Source organism: Nocardia acidivorans NBRC 108247 (genome assembly GCF_001625085.1).
Lineage (GTDB): Bacteria > Actinomycetota > Actinomycetes > Mycobacteriales > Mycobacteriaceae > Nocardia > Nocardia acidivorans.
The window spans coordinates 40,715-60,795 of record NZ_BDAW01000031.1 but is presented as its reverse complement, the minus strand read 5'-3'; the positions used below and the strand labels follow the sequence as shown (position 1 = coordinate 60,795).

At 65.6% G+C, this 20,081-nt stretch carries 20 protein-coding genes and 1 pseudogene; 8 read left to right on the top strand and 13 right to left on the bottom strand.

Going from position 1 to position 20,081, the window contains the following annotated elements:
* Positions 1-4: 4 nt before the first annotated feature.
* Together cyp51 and NA10_RS18145 are read right to left on the bottom strand one after the other, a co-directional pair.
* A pseudogene (gene cyp51, locus NA10_RS18150) lies at positions 5-376 on the bottom strand (lanosterol 14-alpha demethylase); the annotation flags it as partial.
* A gap of 84 nt (positions 377-460) precedes the next feature.
* Entirely contained in the window at positions 461-1,054 is a 594-nt protein-coding gene (locus NA10_RS18145; protein WP_067569385.1) for a TetR/AcrR family transcriptional regulator, read from the bottom strand.
* An 88-nt stretch (positions 1,055-1,142) separates the two neighbouring features.
* Between NA10_RS18145 and NA10_RS18140 the strand changes: the two genes are divergently transcribed.
* Positions 1,143-1,796 carry a class I SAM-dependent methyltransferase gene (locus NA10_RS18140; RefSeq protein WP_067569383.1) on the top strand — a complete coding sequence of 218 codons (654 nt, stop codon included), beginning with the start codon at positions 1,143-1,145 and terminating at the stop codon, positions 1,794-1,796.
* A gap of 55 nt (positions 1,797-1,851) precedes the next feature.
* On the opposite strand, the gene NA10_RS18135 is transcribed toward NA10_RS18140, so the two are convergent.
* Positions 1,852-2,928 carry an MFS transporter gene (locus tag NA10_RS18135; protein ID WP_245677589.1) on the bottom strand — a complete coding sequence of 359 codons (1,077 nt, stop codon included), beginning with the start codon at positions 2,926-2,928 and terminating at the stop codon, positions 1,852-1,854.
* On the opposite strand from NA10_RS18135, the gene NA10_RS18130 reads away from it, so the two are divergent.
* A complete protein-coding gene (locus tag NA10_RS18130) occupies positions 2,894-3,340 on the top strand; it encodes a TetR/AcrR family transcriptional regulator C-terminal domain-containing protein (RefSeq protein WP_067569379.1) in 447 nt (148 codons plus the stop codon). The two genes, NA10_RS18135 and NA10_RS18130, sit on opposite strands and share 35 nt — an antisense overlap.
* Positions 3,341-3,350: 10 nt before the next feature.
* Complete coding sequence (locus NA10_RS39165) at positions 3,351-3,473, top strand: hypothetical protein (protein ID WP_281180198.1); 123 nt, start codon at positions 3,351-3,353, stop codon at positions 3,471-3,473.
* A 2-nt stretch (positions 3,474-3,475) separates the two neighbouring features.
* Here NA10_RS39165 and NA10_RS18125 read toward each other — a convergent pair whose 3' ends face one another.
* Positions 3,476-4,216 (bottom strand): SDR family oxidoreductase, encoded by a 741-nt coding sequence (locus NA10_RS18125; protein ID WP_067569528.1) that lies wholly within the window; start codon positions 4,214-4,216, stop codon positions 3,476-3,478.
* A gap of 118 nt (positions 4,217-4,334) precedes the next feature.
* Between NA10_RS18125 and NA10_RS18120 the strand changes: the two genes are divergently transcribed.
* Positions 4,335-4,904 carry a TetR/AcrR family transcriptional regulator gene (locus NA10_RS18120; RefSeq protein WP_067569377.1) on the top strand — a complete coding sequence of 190 codons (570 nt, stop codon included), beginning with the start codon at positions 4,335-4,337 and terminating at the stop codon, positions 4,902-4,904.
* 47 nt (positions 4,905-4,951) lie between these two features.
* Here NA10_RS18120 and NA10_RS18115 read toward each other — a convergent pair whose 3' ends face one another.
* The 3 genes from NA10_RS18115 to NA10_RS18105 all read right to left on the bottom strand — a co-directional run bounded on the left by NA10_RS18115 (position 4,952) and on the right by NA10_RS18105 (position 8,986).
* Complete coding sequence (locus tag NA10_RS18115) at positions 4,952-6,412, bottom strand: catalase (RefSeq protein ID WP_067569375.1); 1,461 nt, start codon at positions 6,410-6,412, stop codon at positions 4,952-4,954.
* Between the two features lie 176 nt (positions 6,413-6,588).
* On the bottom strand, positions 6,589-7,614 hold the full coding sequence (locus NA10_RS18110; RefSeq protein ID WP_067569372.1) for a tetratricopeptide repeat protein: 1,026 nt from the start codon (positions 7,612-7,614) through the stop codon (positions 6,589-6,591).
* 97 nt (positions 7,615-7,711) lie between these two features.
* The gene (locus NA10_RS18105) at positions 7,712-8,986 is read right to left on the bottom strand and encodes an ATP-binding protein (RefSeq protein WP_067569370.1); all 1,275 of its coding nucleotides are present in this window, start codon (positions 8,984-8,986) and stop codon (positions 7,712-7,714) included.
* Between the two features lie 347 nt (positions 8,987-9,333).
* On the opposite strand from NA10_RS18105, the gene NA10_RS18100 reads away from it, so the two are divergent.
* Positions 9,334-10,689 (top strand): serine hydrolase domain-containing protein, encoded by a 1,356-nt coding sequence (locus NA10_RS18100; protein ID WP_067569367.1) that lies wholly within the window; start codon positions 9,334-9,336, stop codon positions 10,687-10,689.
* Positions 10,690-10,735: 46 nt separating this feature from the next.
* Here NA10_RS18100 and NA10_RS18095 read toward each other — a convergent pair whose 3' ends face one another.
* Positions 10,736-11,974: a helix-turn-helix domain-containing protein gene (locus NA10_RS18095; RefSeq protein WP_067569364.1), complete on the bottom strand. Its 1,239-nt coding sequence runs from the start codon at positions 11,972-11,974 to the stop codon at positions 10,736-10,738.
* Between the two features lie 233 nt (positions 11,975-12,207).
* On the opposite strand from NA10_RS18095, the gene NA10_RS18090 reads away from it, so the two are divergent.
* Positions 12,208-12,429, top strand: a complete 222-nt coding sequence (locus tag NA10_RS18090; RefSeq protein ID WP_067569361.1) for a hypothetical protein — start codon at positions 12,208-12,210, stop codon at positions 12,427-12,429.
* 71 nt (positions 12,430-12,500) lie between these two features.
* Here the strand turns inward: NA10_RS18090 and darG are convergent, their stop codons facing one another.
* The 4 genes from darG to NA10_RS18070 form a co-directional block, all read right to left on the bottom strand.
* Complete coding sequence (gene darG / locus NA10_RS18085) at positions 12,501-14,009, bottom strand: type II toxin-antitoxin system antitoxin DNA ADP-ribosyl glycohydrolase DarG (protein ID WP_067569358.1); 1,509 nt, start codon at positions 14,007-14,009, stop codon at positions 12,501-12,503.
* A 3-nt stretch (positions 14,010-14,012) separates the two neighbouring features.
* Entirely contained in the window at positions 14,013-14,651 is a 639-nt protein-coding gene (gene darT, locus NA10_RS18080) for a type II toxin-antitoxin system toxin DNA ADP-ribosyl transferase DarT (protein WP_169812600.1), read from the bottom strand.
* A 252-nt stretch (positions 14,652-14,903) separates the two neighbouring features.
* Positions 14,904-15,938, bottom strand: a complete 1,035-nt coding sequence (locus NA10_RS18075; protein WP_067569352.1) for an aspartate-semialdehyde dehydrogenase — start codon at positions 15,936-15,938, stop codon at positions 14,904-14,906.
* Positions 15,939-15,940: 2 nt separating this feature from the next.
* The gene (locus NA10_RS18070; protein ID WP_067569349.1) at positions 15,941-17,206 is read right to left on the bottom strand and encodes an aspartate kinase; all 1,266 of its coding nucleotides are present in this window, start codon (positions 17,204-17,206) and stop codon (positions 15,941-15,943) included.
* Positions 17,207-17,470: 264 nt separating this feature from the next.
* Between NA10_RS18070 and NA10_RS18065 the strand changes: the two genes are divergently transcribed.
* Complete coding sequence (locus tag NA10_RS18065) at positions 17,471-18,043, top strand: SRPBCC family protein (RefSeq protein WP_067569346.1); 573 nt, start codon at positions 17,471-17,473, stop codon at positions 18,041-18,043.
* A gap of 30 nt (positions 18,044-18,073) precedes the next feature.
* Positions 18,074-19,279, top strand: a complete 1,206-nt coding sequence (locus NA10_RS18060; protein ID WP_067569525.1) for a low temperature requirement protein A — start codon at positions 18,074-18,076, stop codon at positions 19,277-19,279.
* Positions 19,280-19,286: 7 nt separating this feature from the next.
* On the opposite strand, the gene NA10_RS18055 is transcribed toward NA10_RS18060, so the two are convergent.
* Positions 19,287-20,066 (bottom strand): hypothetical protein, encoded by a 780-nt coding sequence (locus tag NA10_RS18055; protein ID WP_067569343.1) that lies wholly within the window; start codon positions 20,064-20,066, stop codon positions 19,287-19,289.
* Positions 20,067-20,081: the final 15 nt, after the last annotated feature.

Below are 20,081 nucleotides of genomic sequence, written 5' to 3'. Positions count from 1 at the left end.
TGGGCTATCGGGACCGCCTGCGATAGCGCACCGCGCACGGCTGCCGCAACCGCACCACCATCTTCGAATGATCGTTGCGGTAGGCGCCGGACGGCTGTGCGAGTTCGAACTCCCAGTCCCACAACAGGATCGAGAAGATCGCCTTCAGCTGCATCAGCGCGAAGGCGGCCCCGACGCAGCGATGCCGCCCCGCGCCGAACGGGATCCAGGTCCAGCGGTTGAGCAGATCCTGCTGATTCGGGTCGAGATAGCGGCCCGGATCGAAGGTGCCGGGATTCGGGAAATCCTCCGGAATCCGGTTGGAGACAGCGGGTGTCGCCGCCACCAGGTCGCCGGGCGCGATGCGGTGGCCGCACCCCTCGAACACCTGTCTGGACGGTACTACGGGAGCGATTGCGCGGCAAGGGATCTCGGTACGGAGGACAATAGTTCCGGGTGCACTCGGACCGGTGGCGGAATATCAGTCACGCAATGCGCGCAGCGCGGATTTCTCCAGCAGATCCGCGATTTCGGCATACGAGGCGTAGCCCATCCCCGCGCGCAGCAGTGCGCCCGCGTACAGCATTTCCAGGGTGTCCACGACCTCCGGATCGGCCTCCGGGCCGAGCGCGTCGATGAGCCGCTGCCGAATCTCGGCCCCGATCCGCAATCGCAGATGCGCCACATCCGGATCGGTGCCCAGCAGGGCGTTCGTCACCGCGCCCGCCAGCGCAGGTTCGTCCGCCATCAGCATGGCGATCTGCCGCAGCGCCGCGACCACCCGCACCGTACGGTCCGCATCCTCCAGCGCGGGCGCGGGCGTGGATGCCAGCCGACGCCAGAACATCTCCGCGACCAGGTGTTCCTTGGACGAGAAATAGGTGTAGGCGGTAGCCGTGCCCACCCCCGCCGCGGCGGCGACCATGCGCACGGTGAGCCCTGCGAAGCCCTCCCGCGACAGCACCTCCATCGCCGCCCGGGTGAGCCGGTCGACGGTGTCGGCCTGCTTCTCGGTGAGGCGACGGCGGGTCGCCTCGAGGCTTACCACCGGGCGGTCGGAGACGGAATCAGACACGTGTCCGGATGCTACTATGGGTCCGCTCTCCGGGCAACTCGCCGATGCGTAATCCGTATCAATGCGCGCGCCCCAGAAAGGTTTTTGTATGACACGGGCTGACATTTCCGCCGACGCCGCCGAATTGTTCGCATTGGCCGAAGAAATCACCGGATTCATGCCGCCGGAAGAGGGCCGTGCGCTGTACGAAGCCGCGCGCACCTACGCGGGCGACGGGACCATTTTGGAAATAGGGACCTACTGCGGTAAGTCCGCCATCTATCTGGCCGCCGCGGCGCGGGAGACCGGTGCGACCGTGTTCACCGTCGACCACCACGGCGGCTCGGAGGAGCACCAGCCGGGCTGGGAGTATCACGACACCAGCCTGGTGGATCCGGAGACCGGGGTCTTCGACACGGTAACCACCTTCCGGCGCAACATGATTCGCGCGGGACTGACCGAGACGGTGATCGGGATCATCGGCTCTTCCACCGCGGCGGCACGCATCTGGCGCACTCCGCTGCGAATGCTGTTCATCGACGGCGGGCATACCGAAGCGGCGGCGCAACGGGATTACGACAACTGGGCGCACTGGGTGGCCGGGGGCGGACTGCTCGCTATTCATGATGTCTTCCCGGATCCGGCCGATGGCGGGCAGGCTCCGTACAACATCTATCGGCGGGCGATGGACTCGGGGAAGTTCCGGGAACTCTCGGTCACCGGGTCGCTGCGGATCTTGCAGCGCAATGCCGGCTGCAATTGACAGCACCCCGCCCCCGAATTGATATCGGGAGCGGGATCTTCGTCTTCGGTTGTGGCTAGCGGGCTTCGACCATCTCCTCGGCCGCTTCGGCCGGAACACCTTCCGCCCCCGCCGCTTTCGCGCCCCGCATCAGGAAGAAGGCAACCACGCAGGCGGCCAGGACGCTGATCGCGCCGGCGGTGAAGGTGGTGGACATGGCGTTGGTGAACGCCTCCCGCGCCGCGGCGACGATCGCGCTGTCGCCGCTGGCGATGGCCGGGGCCAGGTTCTCCCGGACCACCGACGGCGCATCGGCGGGCATGCCGCCGGTGTACGAATTCGCCAGAATGGCACCGAGAACCGCGACGCCCAGCGCACCACCGGTCTGCTGAATGGTGTCGTTCAGCGCCGAACCGACACCGGCCTGCTCCGGCGGCACCGCCCCCATCAGCGCACCGATCGCGGCGGGCATGGCCAGACCCGCGCCGGCGCCGACCAGGGCCATGGCCAGGGCGGGCATCCAGAAACCGGAATCGACGGTGAGCGTGGTGAGTACACCGGTGCCCGCGGCCAGCACCAGCAGGCCGCCGATGGTCATGGTGCGCACGCCCAGCTTGCCGGCCAGCCCGGCGCCGATCCCCTGACAGACCAGCGCCGCCAGCGCCATCGGGGTGAAGGCCACCGCGGTCTTGATCGGCGAGTAGCCGAGCACGAATTGCAGGTACTGGGTGAGCACCAGCAGCAGACCGGCATTGGCGAAGACCACCAGCATCAGGGAGAAGCTGGAACCGGTGAAGACGCGATTGCGGAACAGCTGCATCGGCACCATCGGGTGTTCGGCCTTCAGTTCCCGAATGATGAAGGCGGAGAAGCCGATCATCGCGAGGACGAGTGACGGCCAGACACCCGCGAGCCCCCTGGCGGGGAATTCGATAATGGTCCACACCAGTGCGGTGGTGCCGACGATGGAGAGCACCATGCCCGACAGATCCGGCTTGGTCCACGGGCCCTTCGACTCCGGCATGAGCGCCAGCGCGGCGAGAATGGCGACGATCGCGATCGGCACGTTCAACAGGAACACCGAACCCCACCAGAAGTGATTGAGCAGTACCCCGCCCATGACCGGGCCGCCGACCACCCACGTGGCGAGCAAGGAGGAACTGCTCGAACTGGTGGTGGACGAGGTACTGGGCGAGGTGTGGATACCCGGGGAGTTCACCGCCGACCGCTGGCGCGCCGATATGCTCGCCACCAGCCGCAGCCTGCGCGACACCCTCCTGCGGCACACCTGGCTGGGCGGCGTGATGAGCAGCGCGGGCCTGGTCTACCTGGGCCCCGATGTCATGCGCATGATCGAGGGCATTCTGGCCATTCTGGAAACCGCGGGCTTCGACGACATCGTCAGCGACCCCGCCTCGAACGCGATCTTCTCGTACGTCATGGGCTCCTCCAGCAGTGAGGCCGCCCTGCTGACCGCGGCCGCGCGCAGCGGGCTCAGCGAACAGGAATGGGTCGACCGGATCCTGGTCCTGTCCAGAGCGGTCCCGGCCGTACCCGCGGATTGACAAAAGGTATGTGGCACACCGCGATATCGACTCGCGGGAAGCCCGCGAGCATTTCTTCGACGGTGAACTCGGCCTCATCCTCGACGGCCTGGAAAGAAACCATCGGCGGCAGGCCGAGCCCGCCGCCGAATAGGGTCAGCGGCCGGTGGGCAGGTTCGCGCCGCCGGTCACGTCGAGCACCACGCCGGTGATGAAGCCGTTGGTGGCCAAAGAGTGGATGGCCCTGGCGATTTCGTCCGGATGGCCGACGCGGCCGACCGGGGTGGTGGCGGCGAGGCCGTCGAAGAGGTCGCGGCGCTGCGCCTCCGGAACCCGGTCCCACCACGGGGTGTCGATGACGCCCGGGGAGACGGCATTGATGCGGGCGGGAGCCAGTTCGACCGCGAGCGGGCGGATCATGGCTTCGAGAGCACCGTTGATGGCGGCCAGGCCCGAGGTTCCGGCGAAGGCGGCGCGAGCGGAGGCCGCGGTGACCAGGGTGACCGAACCGGTTGAAGTCAGGTGCGGCAGCGCGGCTTTCAGGATGCGAACCTGGGGCCAGAACTTCTGCAGGAACCCGGCTTCCAGCTCGTCCAGGTCGAGGTCGGCGAAGGCGCCGCTGCCCGCCGCACCGCTGACCGCGATGACCAGGTGGTCGATCGGGCCGGATTGTGCGAAGAAGGCGGTGATATCTGCCTGATCGGCGGCGTCCATGCGATAGCCGGTGCTCTTGCCGCCGATGCGGGCCAGGGCCGCGTCGATCTTGTCCTGGGTGCGGCCGGTGATCACCACTTCGGCCCGCTCCGCGGCGAACAGCGCGGCGGTGGCCTCACCGATGCCGGAGCTGCCGCCCATGACGACTACGCGCTGGACAGTGGCCGAATCCGCTGTGGTCATGTCGAATGCCTTTCGGTTGGTGTCCCGCACTATGCTTACGAGACTCACAGTCTCGATAACGCACCGACCGAGACTTTTAGTCTCGGCAAAAGGGTGAGTTGGGTCACAGGAGGAAGGCATGGAGCGACCGCATACCGGACGACGCCGCAATGAGGCGGCGCACCGGGCCATTCTGGACGCCGCCCTGCGCCTGCTCGCGGAATCCGACGGGGCGAAGGTGAATATCGACGCCATCGCGCGAGCGGCGGGGGTCGGGAAACAGACCGTCTACCGCTGGTGGCCGTCCAAGGGCACCCTGCTGCTCGACGCGCTCACCGACCGATCCGAACAGGATGTCGCGCGCCCGGACACCGGATCGCTGCGGACCGATCTACTGCACCTGATCGAGAGCACTTTCGCCGGGGCGCAACGCATTCCGACCGCGTCGGCGCTACGGACCCTGGTGCGCGAGGCCGCCGGGGACGAGCACCTCGCGGAACTGCTGCGCACCTTCACCATGGAGCGCCGCGAGGTCGCCCGGGAGGTGCTCGCGCGCGGACGCGAACGCGGGGAATTGCGCGCGGACGCGGACCTGGACCTGCTGCTCGATCAGTTCTACGGGCTGTTCTGGTACCGCTTCCTGCTCGGGCACGCGGCCCTGGACCGCAGGACGGCCGAGGAGCTCACCGACGCGCTCCTGAAACAGTAACGCCCGCACCATGAATCATGGTGCGGGCGTTGTTTTCTGGATGTTTTCTAGCCGGCCAGCCCGGCGCGCACACCCTCTTCGATGCGCTTGCCCAGCTCGGAGTCGATGTTCTTCCAGTATTCGAAGACCCGGCTCAGCACCGGTTCCTGGACGCCGCCGAGCACATGGCCGACCACGTTGGATACCAGGCGATCTCGCTCGCCGTCGTCGAGGACCTCACGCACCAGGGTGCCCGGCTGGGTGAAATCGCCGTCTTCGCGGTGCTCGATATAGCCCGCGTGCACCATGGTCGGCTCGAAATCCCAGATGCCGCCGTCCGGTGCGAGTTCCGGCTCCGCGTGCGGGCCGCCGTACGAATTCGGCGCGTACACGGGGGTATTCGCGTCGTTGTACGTGTACCGCATGGCGCCCTCCTTGGAATAGGAGTTCACCTCCGCGGCCCTGGGCAGGTTCGGCGGCAACTGCGCGTAGTTGGTGCCGATGCGGTAGCGGTGCGCGTCGGCGTAGGCGAAGACACGGCCCAGCAGCATCTTGTCCGGCGAGAAACCAATGCCCGGAACGACATTCGACGGTTCGAAGGCCGCCTGCTCGATATCGACGAAGTAGTTGCCCGGATTGCGGTTCAGCGTCCACTTGCCGACCTCGATCAGCGGGTAGTCCTTATGCGACCACACCTTGGTCAGATCGAACGGGTTGAAGCGGTAGCCCTCGGCATCGGCGACGGGCATGACCTGCACATGCAGTGTCCAGCTGGGGAATTCGCCGCGCTCGATGGCCTCCCACAGATCCTGGCGGTGGAAATCGGGATCGGTGCCCGCGCGGGTGTCGGCCTCGGCCTGAGTCAGCGACTCCACGCCCTGATCGGTCTTGAAGTGGTACTTCACCCAGAAACGCTCACCGGCGGCATTGATCCACTGGTAGGTGTGCGAACCGTAGCCGTTCATATGGCGGTAGCTCTTGGGCACACCGCGATCGCCCATCAGCCAGGTGACCTGGTGCGCGCTCTCCGGGCGCAGGGTCCAGAAGTCCCACTGCATATTGTGATCGCGAAGTCCGTTGCCGGGCAGGCGTTTCTGCGATCGGATGAAGTCCGGGAACTTGATCGGATCCTTGATGAAGAAGACCGGGGTGTTATTGCCGACCAGGTCGTAGTTGCCGTCCGGGGTGTAGAACTTCACCGCGAAACCGCGCGGATCGCGCCAGGTGTCCGGGGAGCCCAGCTCACCCGCGACGGTGGAGAAACGGGCCAGCGATTCGGTGCGGGCGCCGGGCTGGAACAGCTTGGCCTTGGTGAAGCGGCTGACGTCGCCGGTCACCACCAATTCGCCGAACGCGCCCGCGCCCTTGGCGTGCACGATGCGCTCGGGTACCCGCTCGCGGTTGAACTGAGCCAGCTTCTCGATCAGATAGTGGTCGTGCAGCAGGATCGGACCCTGGGTTCCGGCGGTGAGCGATTCATTGTCGCTGACCACCGGAGTGCCGGTATTGGTGGTTGTCGGCTTGGTCATTCGACGCCTCCTTCGCAGGTGGGAAGCGCACGTGCCGGGCACTGCGCGATCACCACACTGCCCGCTTTTCTGGAATTAGTCAAGAAAAGGTTATTGGAAGGGATGGACGCCCGACGGGACCGTGAGCTGCGGTTGCGGCGGAATCGCCGGTGCTACCGGAGGCGCGGTGCGGAGCGTCACCCGCGGGGCAGGTTCGTCGGCCAATCGCGCCGGAACTCCGGGGGGAGACTCGGGAACGGCAGCGGGTTGACATAGCTGGCCGGTGGTGTCCGCACCCAGGTCGGCACCGGCGGCGGGGTGTGCGACGGCGTGCCGGAGTCGTCCGAGACACCGGCCGCGATCAATCGGATCACCAGCACGACCGATATCCCGAGCACCCACTTGTAGGCGCGCCCGCCCCGCGACGCCGGTGCGGTGTCGTACACGAATTGTTGCGGCTGAGCCGTCCGGAAGTTGCGCGCCAACCGCTGCGTCTCCGCCGTCCGCGCGGCTTGGGCCAGCCGATCGTCTTCGGCGGCCAGCCAGTCCAGGTGGTCGCGCACCGCGGTGCCGTACCCCGGATCCAGCAGCGCCACTCGGCGCAACTGCGCCGACCCCGTTTCTCGATCGCCGCCCTCGATATCGATCAGCGCGAGTTCGTACAGCGCCTCCGCGTTCTCCGGATCCAGCCGCAGCGCCTCCCGGAACTCCGCCGCGGCTTGTTCGGTGCGCCCCTTCATATTTCGGCGCAGAATGAACCCGCGCAACAGATGCACGCTGACATCGTCGGGGTCGATCTCCAACGCCGTATCCAGCGTCGCCAACGCCGCCGCCGGATCTTGATCCCGCGTGGTGGAGGCCAGAATTCGCAGATTGTCGGTGTCCTCCGGCGCGATCTTCACCGCCCGTTCGGCGGCTACCCGCGCCCGCGCCCGATGCTCGGCCACCACCTCCGGCCCCAGTTCGGCATCGCGGGCCATCCCCAACTCCCCCAGCGCCCGCACCCGCCACGCGAAGGTGTTCTCCGGATCCCCCCGCAGCGCCGCCGCACTGTACTCCACGGCCCGCCCGTAATCCCGCAACCGCAACACCACATTGGCCATATCCGCCAGCGCCACAACATCTTCCGGCTCCCCCGCCAGCACCTCCCCCAGCGTTTCCCGCGCCGCTTCCAGCCGCCCCAGACTCGCCAGCACCCGAGCCCGCTCGATCCGGTTATCCATGCGCCGCCGCCGGTGGGGTCCGCAGCTGGGTCAGGAGCACAGCGGCCTGTTCGATTCGACTATCCATTTGTTCTTCCCGCCCCTACCGGATGTTCGGTCAGCGGAGCTTCATGCGCTTCATGTAGGTGGCGAGTTCGTCGTAGGCGCCGTCGTTGTTGGCGAATTCGACTACGTTGCGGGCGGATTCGAACCAGGCGCCGGCGCTGGGGCGGATCTGGGTCATGGCCTGGTCGATATCCGGCATGCGGATGGGGCGGACGGCTCCGGCGCGCAGGGAGTCGGCCATGGCCAATTGGGTTGCGGAGGTGGCGATGTGGGCCAGGTCCGCGCCGGAGAAGCCTTCGGTGCGCAGGGCTATCGCCTTGAGATCGATGCCCTCGACGGGGCGGTCCTTCAGGTGGTGACGCAGGATGGCGACGCGGGCGTCCGGGTCGGGCAGGGTCACCAGGATCATGCGGTCGAAGCGGCCGGGGCGGCGCAGCGCGACGTCGATGTCCCAGGGGTGGTTGGTGGCACCCAGGATGTAGACGCCCTCGTTATCGCCTGTGGCCGAATCCATTTCGGTGAGCAGCTGATTCACCACGGTGCGCAGGCCCGCCGAGCCGGACATCTGGCTGCGCTTGTAGCCGAGCGCGTCGACCTCGTCGATGAACAGCACGCAGGGGGCATTGCGGCGCGCCACCTCGAAGATCTGGTGCAGATTGCGCTCGCTCGCGCCCAGGTGGATATCGAGGATATCGGCGATCTCGATCGGATAGAAGTTCGCGCCGAGCTCGCCCGCCACCGCCGACGCGATGAACGTCTTACCGCAGCCGGGCGGACCGTACAGCAGCAGCCCGCCGCGGGCACTGGTGCCGAATGCCTTGGCCAGCTCTGGATTTCGCAGCGGTCCGAGTAGGGAGAGCTCCAACTGCTCCTTCACGTTCTGCATACCGCCCACCTCGGACAGTGACAGCCTGGGCTGCTCGAACAGCCCGACATCAGCCGGGTCGACGACCAGCGGTTCACCATCGTCGTCCACGAAGGCGGGTTTGATGATGTCGCCGACCTCGGCTTCGGCGGCGGCCCAGTCGAAACCGTTGCCGCGCGTGGCGTTCGAGGTCTCCGGCTCCGCCGCGACGGCGTCCGGTGAAGCGGTGGCAACGGGTGCGGGGCTCGCGCCACCGGCGAGCGCGGCCGAACAGCGTTGCAGCAGAGTCATGGCCGTCGCATTCCCGGGATCCTGACCCAGCGCGATGGCACAGTGCGTGAGCGCGTCCGCGTAGCGCTCGCGATCGGCGAGCAGTTCGACCACCCGCAGCCGCAGCGACAGCAGATCGGGGTTCTGCTCGAGCACGCTCATCAGTTCGGTGATCACCGGATCATCGGTCAAGGCTTCCCCCCTGGAAAAAGTTCGGTCTTCGTTGCGAATGCTAAACGGTCCCGGCGACAGTGCGCACCGAATAGTTTGCCGCCCGCCCCCGTGCGGCCGCGGGTAGCGCGGATCACACCGGCGCGGCCGGAATAGATCCCGCCGCGGCCCGGTTGATCCCCACTGTCGGCGTCGGTAACAGCCCCGGGCCGCACCCTTTGTCGCTACGAGCGACCACCCGCCGAGAGGCGCTTGTTGGGCGTCGACGCTGCTTCGCGGCACCGCTGCGAGCGACGCCGCCGGGACTCCCCCCTTTCCCGGCGGCGTTTCGCCGTATCGGGTCCGGTCCGGCGGTTAGCCTGAAACGCATGGTGCGCATGCGCAGGGGGCTGCTCGGCGCGATGGTGCTGGCGGTAATGATCTTCGGCGGCGGGGTGGCGCAGGCACGGCCGGAGTCGATACCGGCGGGGGAAATTCGGTGCGCGCAACCGGACGGCCGGGAATTCGAACGGGCCGCACCGGAACAGGCGGGGTTGGATAGTGGGCGATTGCACGACGCGTTGAACTTCGCGGCCGGCCGGAATCGATTGAATGTGCAAGTTTTCCGACACAATTGCCTCATCGGCGAAGGCCCACAAAACTCACAAACCGGACAAATTCCATGGAATGTCTGGAGCGTCACCAAGAGCATTGTTTCGCTACTCGCCGGAATCGCCTGGGATGAAGGCAAACTCGATATCGACACGCCCATCGATCGCTATCTGCCGCCGGGCGTCGGCGATCCCGGACATCGCGCCATCACCGTCGAGGATCTGCTCACCGAAACCTCCGGATTGCGCATCGGATTGGTCACCGAAGGCCTCACCGGCGTCATTCCCGTCGACCCGTTCAGCGCGGTGCAGGCGCTCGGCGTGCCATTCGACAATCCGCCCGGAACCGCATTCTCCTACAGCCAGCGCAATGTGGACCTGCTCTCCTATGTGCTGGAGCTGGCCATCGGCGAACCGCTGCAGGAGTTCGCGCAGCGAGAGCTGTTCGGGCCCATAGGCATCGAGCGCGGCGACTACTACTGGGCACGGGACCGCTCCGGGCACACCTACGGCTACGCGCATCTGATGATCCCGCCCGATGATCTGGCCCGGCTCGGGCTGCTGGTCGCGAATCAGGGCCGATGGCAGGGCCGCGAGGTCGTGTCACGGGCGTATCTGACCCGCGCCACCAGCTCCTCGGCCACCAACGGCTGCTACGGCTACCTGTTCTGGCTCGGCCCGGACTGCGCCGAGAACCCCGAATTCCTGCCCGCCGACACCTTTTCCATGTCCGGGCTGGGGCTCCAGCACGTGTTCGTCATCCCCAGCCTGGATCTGCTGGTGGTGTGGACCGGCGTCTTCGGCGTGCACACCGATCAGGGTCCGAGCGGAATCCTGCAGTACGGCATGGAGGTGTCGCACGAGTTCTTCCGGCAGCTGTTCGCCGCCTTCGACGATCCCCCGGTGCCCGATCCGGGGCAGTTCGTCCAACCACCGCTGCGGTTCGATGCCTCCAAGTACTTCGACGCCGATATCGCGCTCGCCGTATTCGGGCTCGGCCCGGACGCCTATCCGGGCTGTAATGTGCTGTCCTGCTTGAATACTCCCCTCGCTCCACCGTTCAGCGACGCACCGCCCGGCTGTGCGCTACTGGCATGCGTCGGCGCGGATCCACGCACCCCCGGTATCCGCTGAGCCGCCCGTTGCGGCATTCCGTGGGTCCCCGAGCCCACGGAATGCACTAGGGCGTGACGGCGGCGCGGCCCGCCAGCTCCCGCAGATCATCGGCCGGTCTGCGGCCCGCGAACTGGAGTAGGTCGCGCACCACCTCCCGGGCGCGCGGATCATGGTGCACCAGCTCCGGAGCCAGCCGCTCGGCATTGAGCAAGGCCCCCAGCGCATCCTGCGCCTGCCGCCGCTGCGCGTGCGCGCGAGCCACGTCGACCAGGAAACGCGCCTGCCGTTCGGGTGAGAGCACCGCGGCGTCCACCGAGGCCGCGGTATCGAGCGCCTCACCCGCATCACCCAATTCGACGGCCACCGCGACCGCGTGCACGGCCACACTGGTCGGGCCGAATTCGGTGTCGAAATCATTGCGGCCCTCACCGAGTCGCTGCGCGGCGGTGCGCGCGGCGGCCAGTCCGGTGCGCGCGGCCGTCCGATTGCCATCGGTCGCCGCGATCACCGCCAGCATGAGCTGCAGAGAGCCGTAGAGCGACAGTACTTCCGGACGCACCCGCTCGGTATCGGCGATCTGCGGCGCGAGCGCCGTCACCGAGACCCGAGCCGCCTGCTCGGCCTGTTCCAGCCGTTGTAGTCGCAGGAAAGCCTGTGCCATCCGGTAGGTTCCGGCCACGACGCCGAGCGCGTCACCGGATTCCTCGGCCGCGGTGAGCGCCCGATCGGCGGCTACCCAGGCCGCGTCCACTTCCTCCTGACGGGTGAATGCGGCGGCGGCCACCTGGTAGGCGCGTGACAGCAGTGTCAACACCTCCGGCCGTTTCGCGGAGGTGGTCCGCGCCGCGTGTTCGAGATCCGGAATCAATTCCAGCAGTGCGCTGCCGACCTCCACGAGCCGCGACTCGTGTGCCAGCTGCCATGCCAGATCGACTCGTTCCTGTAGTCCCGGCAACTCGTCGGCCGACTCGCGATCGGCCTCGTCACCGAGGAGTTGCTCCAGTGCGGGATGTCCGGTGAGCAACAGTCGCAGTTGTTCGAAAACGGCGGATCCGGGTCGATGGCCGTCACCGCGATCGGCGGCCATCGGTTCGGCCGCCTCGGGTCTCAGGTCTCGCACCGCGACTCCGAGGACGTCGGCCAGTCGTTGCAGTACCGACAGTCTCTCGACCGGCAGTACATCGCGCTCGACCTGCGACACCCAGCTTTCCGAGCGCCTGATGGCTGCGCCCAACTCTTTCTGCGATAGTCCCCGCCGCCGCCGCAACTCAGCTACCCGTGCCCCTAGGGTACTTTCGGCCACCGGGTCAAACTCCTTCTGCCTGATCGGCTTTCCCGGCCGTCACCGCCCGCTTGTTTCGCCGATTCCTACCATGCCCTTCTCCTTCCCAGTGGGATCTGCGGACAAGGATTCCAGACCGGGCGAGCTTACGGCGCACAGTATGGAACATGTATTTTTCTTATTGCACCGCAATTTTTCTGTGTTTAACGTTTACTACGGACCGTTGGCACCAATCCGACGACAAGAGGTGGCACATGACCGCCGCACCGCAAACGCGCGAAGTCCATGTGCGCCTGCGCTTTCCGGGCGGCATGGTGCTCGACTACCGAGCCGGCCGGGCAATAGCCGAACGGCTCGCGGCGCACTTGCGTCCGCACAGTATCGAAGTCACCATCGAGCCATCGGCTACCACCGAAGAGGACACTGCGGTAGATCATCTTCCGCCACTACCGTGCGCGGAACTCTGGACGGACTGAAGCGGCGCCGAATATGAAAAACGAGCCGTTCAATCCGAAGCGGATCGAACGGCTCGTTTTCAGTTGCGTACTCATTCCTCAATCAACCCCACCCAGAGGTAATCCCGTGCGCGGGTCATGGCAACCCACGCCTGACGGGCAGCGAGTTCCGCGGTTGCTTGCCCGTCGCCAGCGTCCGCACCAGCACTGCCGACCAACAAGGTCGGATGAAAGACCGCAGCAAATTCCACGCCTTTGGCGCGGCGGACAGTGCCTACCTTGACCGCGTTCTGAGGTGTTCCGTCGAACTTCTCCAGCGAAAGCGTCGGTATGGATGCGTAGTCGAGGACTTGCTGCAGGTACTCGGCCTCGTCCAAGGTCGCCGTGATCACCGCGATCTCGGTCCAGGCGTAGCCCGAATCCGTGATGGCTTCCACGAGCCTCGAACCAAGCTCGTTACGACTGACCCGCTCGGACACCACCATTCGCGCCGAGGATATCTCCCCCTCATCGTGCAATACCGAGTCGATTGTCGTAGTGGGGGAGACCAGATCGTGGTCACGAAGCCGATTCCAGGCGGTTCGAACATGATCGTCTGTGAACATCTCAGCCTTACGCGGCGTCCATTCGCGCACCAGCTCAGCTGTGCGCTGCCAGGTTTCGGCCGCCCCGACATCATGAACAGTCAGCCAGTGCACCGTAGCGAGCAGTTCCATGCCGTACATCGACTCGAACCCGTCGGTGATGTTGTCCACCAGCGCAATTCGCTGTCTTGTTGCGGGCTCGTCAGCCAGCACCCGAGCAGCCTGTTCAGCTGCTCCGGGAAGCGGGCGCACAGAGGATGCCTCCAGCGTGCGCGCCGACCCGTCACCGTAACCCGTGAGAAAATGGCCTTCTACCAGGTTGAGAACACGGCGAAGACTGTCGGCATAGGGCCCGTAACGGCCCTTGGTGAACTCGAGCCCGAGCGGCTCACCGACCACCTGCAGGAAATACATCAGCTTCTGAATCTCGAGTGGAGTCGCCTCCAACGCATTGCGGAGGTAGCGAGTCAAGAGTTCAACCAGTGCGGCACGGCCAACCGTCATGTCTGGACGGGGCGTTGCATTCGGCATTTCACCAGCGGGTGGAGTACCGACCGGTGGGTAGATGCGAGCATCGAGATCAGGGAGCGGGCTCAGGGCGGATACCAGAAGTGGCTCGACTTCGGACCACTCGAGGCCGCCGTTCCCGCAGCCGAGCGGCGGGATCGCGATCGACTCGATATCAAGATCTCTGATGACCGCGACCAGAGCCGTGAGCCCCGCCCGCACATCCTCCAGCTTGGAACCTGCGCGCCAGTGCCGCTTGGTAGGGAAGTTGATGATGTAACGGGGGCCCTCCAACATCCCCGTCTCCCATACGTGCATTCGGCCTATCTGCACTTGGCCTCGCGCGCAGGCCTTTTGATATTCCTCGAACATCTGGGGGTAAGCGCGCCGAAACTGCAGCGCGATACCTTTGCCCATAACGCCGACAGTGTTGACAGTGTTGACCAAAGCAACCGTATCGGCGTGGAGCAGGTTGCCTGTGGCCTGAGTGATCACGGCGAACGACTCCATACGCTAGAAATACCAGTCAGGTATGACAGAAACACGTGGTCCACCAACGAGGCTACCCCGCAGCATCTGAGCGTGACGCTCACCGTAAACGACGACTTGCCGGATGACCGACCAGGGTACTTGCCCGTAGACGAGACACTCGGCCATCCTTCGCTCGACGCGTTGCCGATCAGCCTCCGTGTTCTTCCAGACACGCTCACACATAAGCGGCCAGTCGATCATCGTGTCGAGGTCCGCTACATCCTGCGAGAACCGACAGAACCCGAGCGCGGCATTGCGATCAGTGAACACCGGATCCAGCTCATGAGCGACCAAATCCTCCACTGTTGTCCGGAGATACACAAGATCATGCTCGTCGCCGTCGTACGTCTCGACGTTTCGCCTGTGGATCGAGTACATCATCGGGCTCCGCGGCGCGAAATAGAAGGGCACGTAATCAGCGACAACGCCTCGCTTACCGATCGGCACCACACGGGTTCGACGCTTCCTCTTGATGTCCCGATTCCCTGCCTCACGCTTGATACAACCGATCCGCTGAGCAAACGTGTCCGCGAGCAAGCCCCCTTGGACAACCGTGCGGATGTGGTCGATGTGCGTGAAGTGGCATACCGAAGTCGGCACCGGCCGGGGCAAACTCAGCACTCCACCGTCGACAGCGAGCCAGATCCGCAACCAAGTTCACGCATGAATCCCCCTAGACACCGCGCAGTCCGTACGGACACACGTTGCAGGATACCTGGGAACAAACGGTCTGTCAGTCGAATTTACTTACAGCGCAACACTTTTGGCGACAATGGATGAGATGACTGTCCATCCACGAAGTCGAAGCATGTGAGAAAGACGATTGGGCCGTTCGATCCGAAGTGGATCGAACGGCCCAATCGTGTGTCGCGACTAGCGGTCCGCGAGCAGAACTTCCGCGATCTGAATGGTATTCAGGGCGGCGCCCTTGCGCAGGTTGTCACCGGAGATGAACAGCGCCAGGCCGCGACCGTCCGGCACGCCCGGATCCTGGCGGATGCGGCCGACCAGGGATTCGTCGATACCGGCGGCGGCCAGGGGGGTGGGGACGTCGACCAGCTTCACGCCGGGGGCGTTGGCCAGCAGCTTCTTGGCGGTCTCGACCGAAATCGGTTCGGCGAACTCGGCATTGATCGAGAGCGAGTGGCCGGTGAAGACCGGCACGCGCACGCAGGTGCCGCTGACCAGCAGGTCGGGCAGGCCGAGAATCTTGCGAGACTCGTTGCGCAGCTTCTGATCCTCGTCGGTCTCCTCGGAGCCGTCGTCCACCAGCGAGCCCGCCAGCGGGATCACATCGAAGGCGATGGGCGCGACGTACTTGTTCGGCGCCGGGAAATCCACGGCCGAACCGTCGTGCACCAGCTTCTCGGCATCGTCGATGACCGCGCGCACCTGGGTGACCAACTCTTCGACACCGGCCAGGCCACTGCCCGACACCGCCTGGTAGCTGGAGACGATGAGCCGCCGCAGACCGGCCTGATCGTGCAGCACCTTCAGCACCGGCATCGCCGCCATAGTGGTGCAGTTCGGATTGGCGATAATGCCCTTGACCAGGTTGCGGGTGGCCTCCGGATTCACCTCCGAGACCACCAGCGGCACCTCGGGATCCTTGCGCCAGGCCGAGGAATTGTCGATGACCGTGACACCGGCGGCCGCGAAGCGCGGGGCCTGCACGCGGGACATGGTGGCGCCGGCGGAGAACAGCGCGATATCGAGACCGGTCGGATCGGCGGTCTCGGTGTCCTCGACGACAATGTCCTTACCGCGGAACGGCAGCGTCTTACCGGCCGAGCGCGCGGACGCGAAGAACCGCACCTCATCGGCCGGGAAGTCGCGCTCCTCCAGCAGCTTTCGCATGACCGCGCCGACCTGACCGGTCGCGCCGACGACTCCTACCCGTACACCCATGATCAGCGCCCCGTTCCGCCGTGCACGACCGCCACCTCGTCGCCGCCCAGGTCGAACGCCTGGTGCAGCACCTTGACGGCCTCGTCCAGATCAGTGTCCTTGACCAGCACCGAGATTCGGATCTCGGAGGTGGAGATGAGATCGATATTGATACCGGCCTCGGCGAGCGATTCGCAGAAGGTGGCGGTGACGCCCGGATGCGATTTCATTCCCGCGCCGACCAGCGAGACCTTGCCGACGAAATCGTCGTAGACCACCTGCGAGAAACCGATCTCGCCCTGCGCCTTGGTGAGCAGTTCGACCGCGCGCGGCCCGTCCAGCTTGGGCAGGGTGAAGGTGATGTCGGTCTTGCCCGTCTCCACCTTCGAGATGTTCTGCAACACCATGTCGATATTGATCTCGGCATCCGCGACGGCCCGGAACACCTTGGCGGCGTAGCCCGGCTTATCCGGAATGCCCACCACGGTCACCTTGGCCTCGCTGCGGTCGTGCGCGACGCCCGTGAGAATTGCCTGCTCCAACGGGATGTCCTCCATCGATCCGGAAATCAGGGTGCCGGTCTTGTCGGTGTACGACGAACGCACATGAACCGGCACGTTGTAGCGGCGCGCGTACTCGACGCAGCGCAGCATCAGAACTTTCGAGCCACAGGCGGCCATCTCCAACATCTCCTCATAGGAGACGGTGTCCAGCTTCTGGGCATCGGCGACGATGCGCGGGTCGGCGGAGAAGACGCCGTCCACATCGGTGTAGATCTCGCAGACATCGGCATTGAGGGCGGCGGCCAGGGCGACGGCGGTGGTATCGGAGCCGCCGCGGCCCAGCGTGGTGACGTCCTTACTGTCCTGGCTCACCCCCTGGAAGCCCGCGACCAGCACGATGGTGCCCTCGGCGAGCGCGTTCTGCACCCGGCCCGGAGCCACATCGATGATCTTGGCATTGCCGTGCGTACCGGTGGTGATGACGCCGGCCTGGGAACCGGTGAAGGACCGGGCCTCCGCGCCGAGCGAGTGAATGGCCATGGCCACCAGCGCATTGGAGATGCGCTCACCCGAGGTGAGCAGCATGTCCATTTCGCGGGCGGGCGGCGCGGGGGCCACCTGCTGGGCCAGATCGAGTAGCTCGTCGGTGGTATCGCCCATGGCGGAGCAGACGACCACGACATCGTGGCCCTGCTTCTTCGTCTCGACAATTCGCTCGGCGACCCTGCGGATGCGCTCGGCGGTGGCGACCGAGGATCCTCCGTACTTCTGGACGACGAGAGCCACTGCGGGAATCCTCCAAGATCGACAAACTGCTGCTACCGACCCACAAGACTACCGGGCAGCCTCCGGCGGCCCCGAGAGGGGAAGTTGGTGTGGCATGGGTCACTAAAGCGGTAAACGGAACTTACCGGCGGGTACGTTCCGATTCCATTGCTAGGCAGTGACATTCACAATTCCGGCGGCACAGAAAGGACCAGACGGTCTGCGAGGCAGTTGACTCGGAGAGCGACGCTGGTCACAATCGGTGCCCAAGCTGGAGGGTAGGTAATGCGCACGAAAACTGATCACCGCTTCATCATCGACATCGATCCAGATCAGGTGATGGAGGCGTTGCTCATGGTCGAGCAACTGCCTGACTGGTCCCCCTCGCACCAGGACGTCCGGGTCGCCACCCGCGACAAAATGGGCCGCCCCAAACGGGCCTACGTCTCCGCCACGCTCATGGGCCGCCCCGACCGACAGGTCGTCGAGTACACCTGCACCGAGAACCGCGTCGCCTGGAAGGTCTCCGAATCCAGTGCCGGCGCCGGCGGCCAGGGCTGGTTCGACCTCACCGAAACCGAGGACGGCGGTACCGAGATCTGGTACCACACCGAGCTCTACCTGCCGATTCCCGCGCCGGGCATGCTACTCAAGCGCACCGCGCGCCGCGAGGGCGAGGCCGCCATCGAGAACTTCATCGCCTTCGTCGAATCGGTCACCGGCGTCGAAGGACTCGGCGATATCGGCGAAGCGGAGCAGGCGCCGTACGCCGAACCGACCACCGGATACGAACCCACCAGCTATTCGCAGCCACTGCACTACGGCGGCAGGCTCGAACCCGGATTCGGTACCGCGTAACCGGAGGTCCGTCCTGGCAGTATGTCCAGCATGCCTGGTGCGCAACGTAAGCGAATAATGCCGGTGGCGCGGGACGCCTCGGTCACCCAGCTGGAACTCTTCTTCGACCTCGTGATCGTCTTCGCGTTCACCATGGTCACCGATCTGGCGGCCCACGAGACCACCGCGGTGAATCTGCTGCGCGCCCTGGTCATCCTCATGCTGCTGTGGTGGATGTGGATCGGCTACTCCTGGCTCGGCAATGTCGTCAAGGCCGATGAGGGCATCGCGCGGGTGGCCATCTTCGTGGCCATGGGCGCGGCCTTCGTCATCGCGCTCACCATTCCCGAAGCCTTCCATGATCTTCCGGGCGGCTGGTACGGACCGCTGGTCTTCGTGGTCGCCTATCTCATCGCGCGCTTCGTGCACCTGTGGGTGTTCTGGATGGCCAGCGCCGAGGACGAGAAACTGCGCGGACAGGTGATCCGCTGGGCCGCCGGCTCGCTCACCATCAGCGCGATCCTGTTGCTGGCCGGGGTGCGCAGTCACGGCGACTGGCAGATTCTGCTCTGGCTGGCCGCGCTCGCCGGGGAGATGCTGTGGACCGGATTCTCCGGAAACGACTGGGTGCTCAACTCCGCCAAGCACTTTGCCGAACGCTACGGGCTGATCATCATTATCGCGCTGGGCGAATCCATCGTCTCGATCGGCGTGGGCGTGGCCGGACTGCCGATCTCCTGGGCCATCACCCTCGGATCGCTGCTCGGGCTCGCGATCGCCGGACTCATGTGGTGGGCGTACTTCGATGTCGCGGCGCTGGTGGTCGAGCACGAGATGGAACACGCCAAGGGCGAACGGCGGGTGCAGATCGCGCGCGGCTGCTACACCTACTGGCACTTCCCGATGATCGCCGGAATCGTGGCCATGTCACTGGGATTGAAGAAGGTGCTCGGCTATGTCGGCGGGGCGCAAGGACATTCGCTCGAGGACAAGCTGTACGGGATACCGCTGTACGCCCTGTACGGGGGCGCGGTGGCCTATCTGCTGGCGCTGGTGGGTTTCCGGTACTACGCGACACATAAATGGCTGATTCCGCGCGTGGTGGCCTCGGTGGCGCTGCTGGCACTTATTCCGCTGGCCACCACGCTGCCCGCGCTCGCAGCGCTCGGCATCCTCTGCGCGGTGCTGCTGGCCATGATCGCCTGGGAGACCGTGCGCTACGCGCAGAAGCGGGACGGCATTCGGCACGGCATCTGACCGGGAACTATTGCGGGATCCGGTGATTCACCGACTCCGGAACCCGCACCCCGGCCCGCACCGCATCGCGCATCTGATCGATGTTCTCCCGCAACACATCCGCCACCAGCTCATCGGTGCGCGGATCGGCCAGCACCTGGAAGACCAGGCGGAAGCTGGCATCGGCGATACCGCGAATGATGTCCTCGTGGAACGGGAGATAGCGCACCCGGCCCAGCGCCGGATCCTGGCGAATGAGTTCGAGCATCATCTGATCGAGCTCACCCCGGTTCTCCTCCAGGGCATTGGCGATATTGCGGGTGTAGTGACCGGTGCGCAACACCTCGCCGACCTCGTCCAGCACCGCCATGGTCACCGGGCGCTTGACCGCCTCGACAATGGCGCCCACCGAACGGTTCACGATCGCCGCGGTCACCCGCTCGCCGAGAGCGCGATCGGCGACCCGGCCCAGCCGGACCGCGATCACCACGATCCGCAGCAGCCGGAAGCCGCGGAAGAACGGGCTGGTCACCGGGATCATGCCCAGTACCTCGTACCAGTAGATGAACGGGAACGTCCAGCTCCAGGCCTCGCGCCGCCAGCGCCACAGGAATTCGACCAGGAAGATCGCGCAGATGCTGTAGTCCAGTACGCGGATCACCCGGAAGGTGTGGTCCGAGACGTCGAAGAACGTCACCCAGACCACCAGCGCCACCGACACCACGGCCAGTGCGAGCATGAACAGATCGGTCCACAGGGCGGATGGGCGCCGCCCGAACTCCCCCGCCTCCGGTGCGCTGTCGCTCACGCCGGCCCCTTCCTC

Coding starts and splice junctions, on each gene's coding strand:
- NA10_RS18110 (WP_067569372.1), bottom strand. CDS start 7,614: ATGGATAACCGGATCGAGCGGGCTCGGGTGCTGGCGAGTCTGGGGCGG.
- NA10_RS18130 (WP_067569379.1), top strand. CDS start 2,894: ATGACCGGGCCGCCGACCACCCACGTGGCGAGCAAGGAGGAACTGCTC.
- NA10_RS18065 (WP_067569346.1), top strand. CDS start 17,471: ATGCGCACGAAAACTGATCACCGCTTCATCATCGACATCGATCCAGAT.
- NA10_RS18100 (WP_067569367.1), top strand. CDS start 9,334: ATGGTGCGCATGCGCAGGGGGCTGCTCGGCGCGATGGTGCTGGCGGTA.
- NA10_RS18090 (WP_067569361.1), top strand. CDS start 12,208: ATGACCGCCGCACCGCAAACGCGCGAAGTCCATGTGCGCCTGCGCTTT.
- NA10_RS18060 (WP_067569525.1), top strand. CDS start 18,074: ATGCCTGGTGCGCAACGTAAGCGAATAATGCCGGTGGCGCGGGACGCC.
- NA10_RS18075 (WP_067569352.1), bottom strand. CDS start 15,938: ATGGGTGTACGGGTAGGAGTCGTCGGCGCGACCGGTCAGGTCGGCGCG.
- NA10_RS18115 (WP_067569375.1), bottom strand. CDS start 6,412: ATGACCAAGCCGACAACCACCAATACCGGCACTCCGGTGGTCAGCGAC.
- NA10_RS18140 (WP_067569383.1), top strand. CDS start 1,143: ATGACACGGGCTGACATTTCCGCCGACGCCGCCGAATTGTTCGCATTG.
- darG (WP_067569358.1), bottom strand. CDS start 14,009: ATGGAGTCGTTCGCCGTGATCACTCAGGCCACAGGCAACCTGCTCCAC.
- NA10_RS18125 (WP_067569528.1), bottom strand. CDS start 4,216: ATGACCACAGCGGATTCGGCCACTGTCCAGCGCGTAGTCGTCATGGGC.
- NA10_RS18120 (WP_067569377.1), top strand. CDS start 4,335: ATGGAGCGACCGCATACCGGACGACGCCGCAATGAGGCGGCGCACCGG.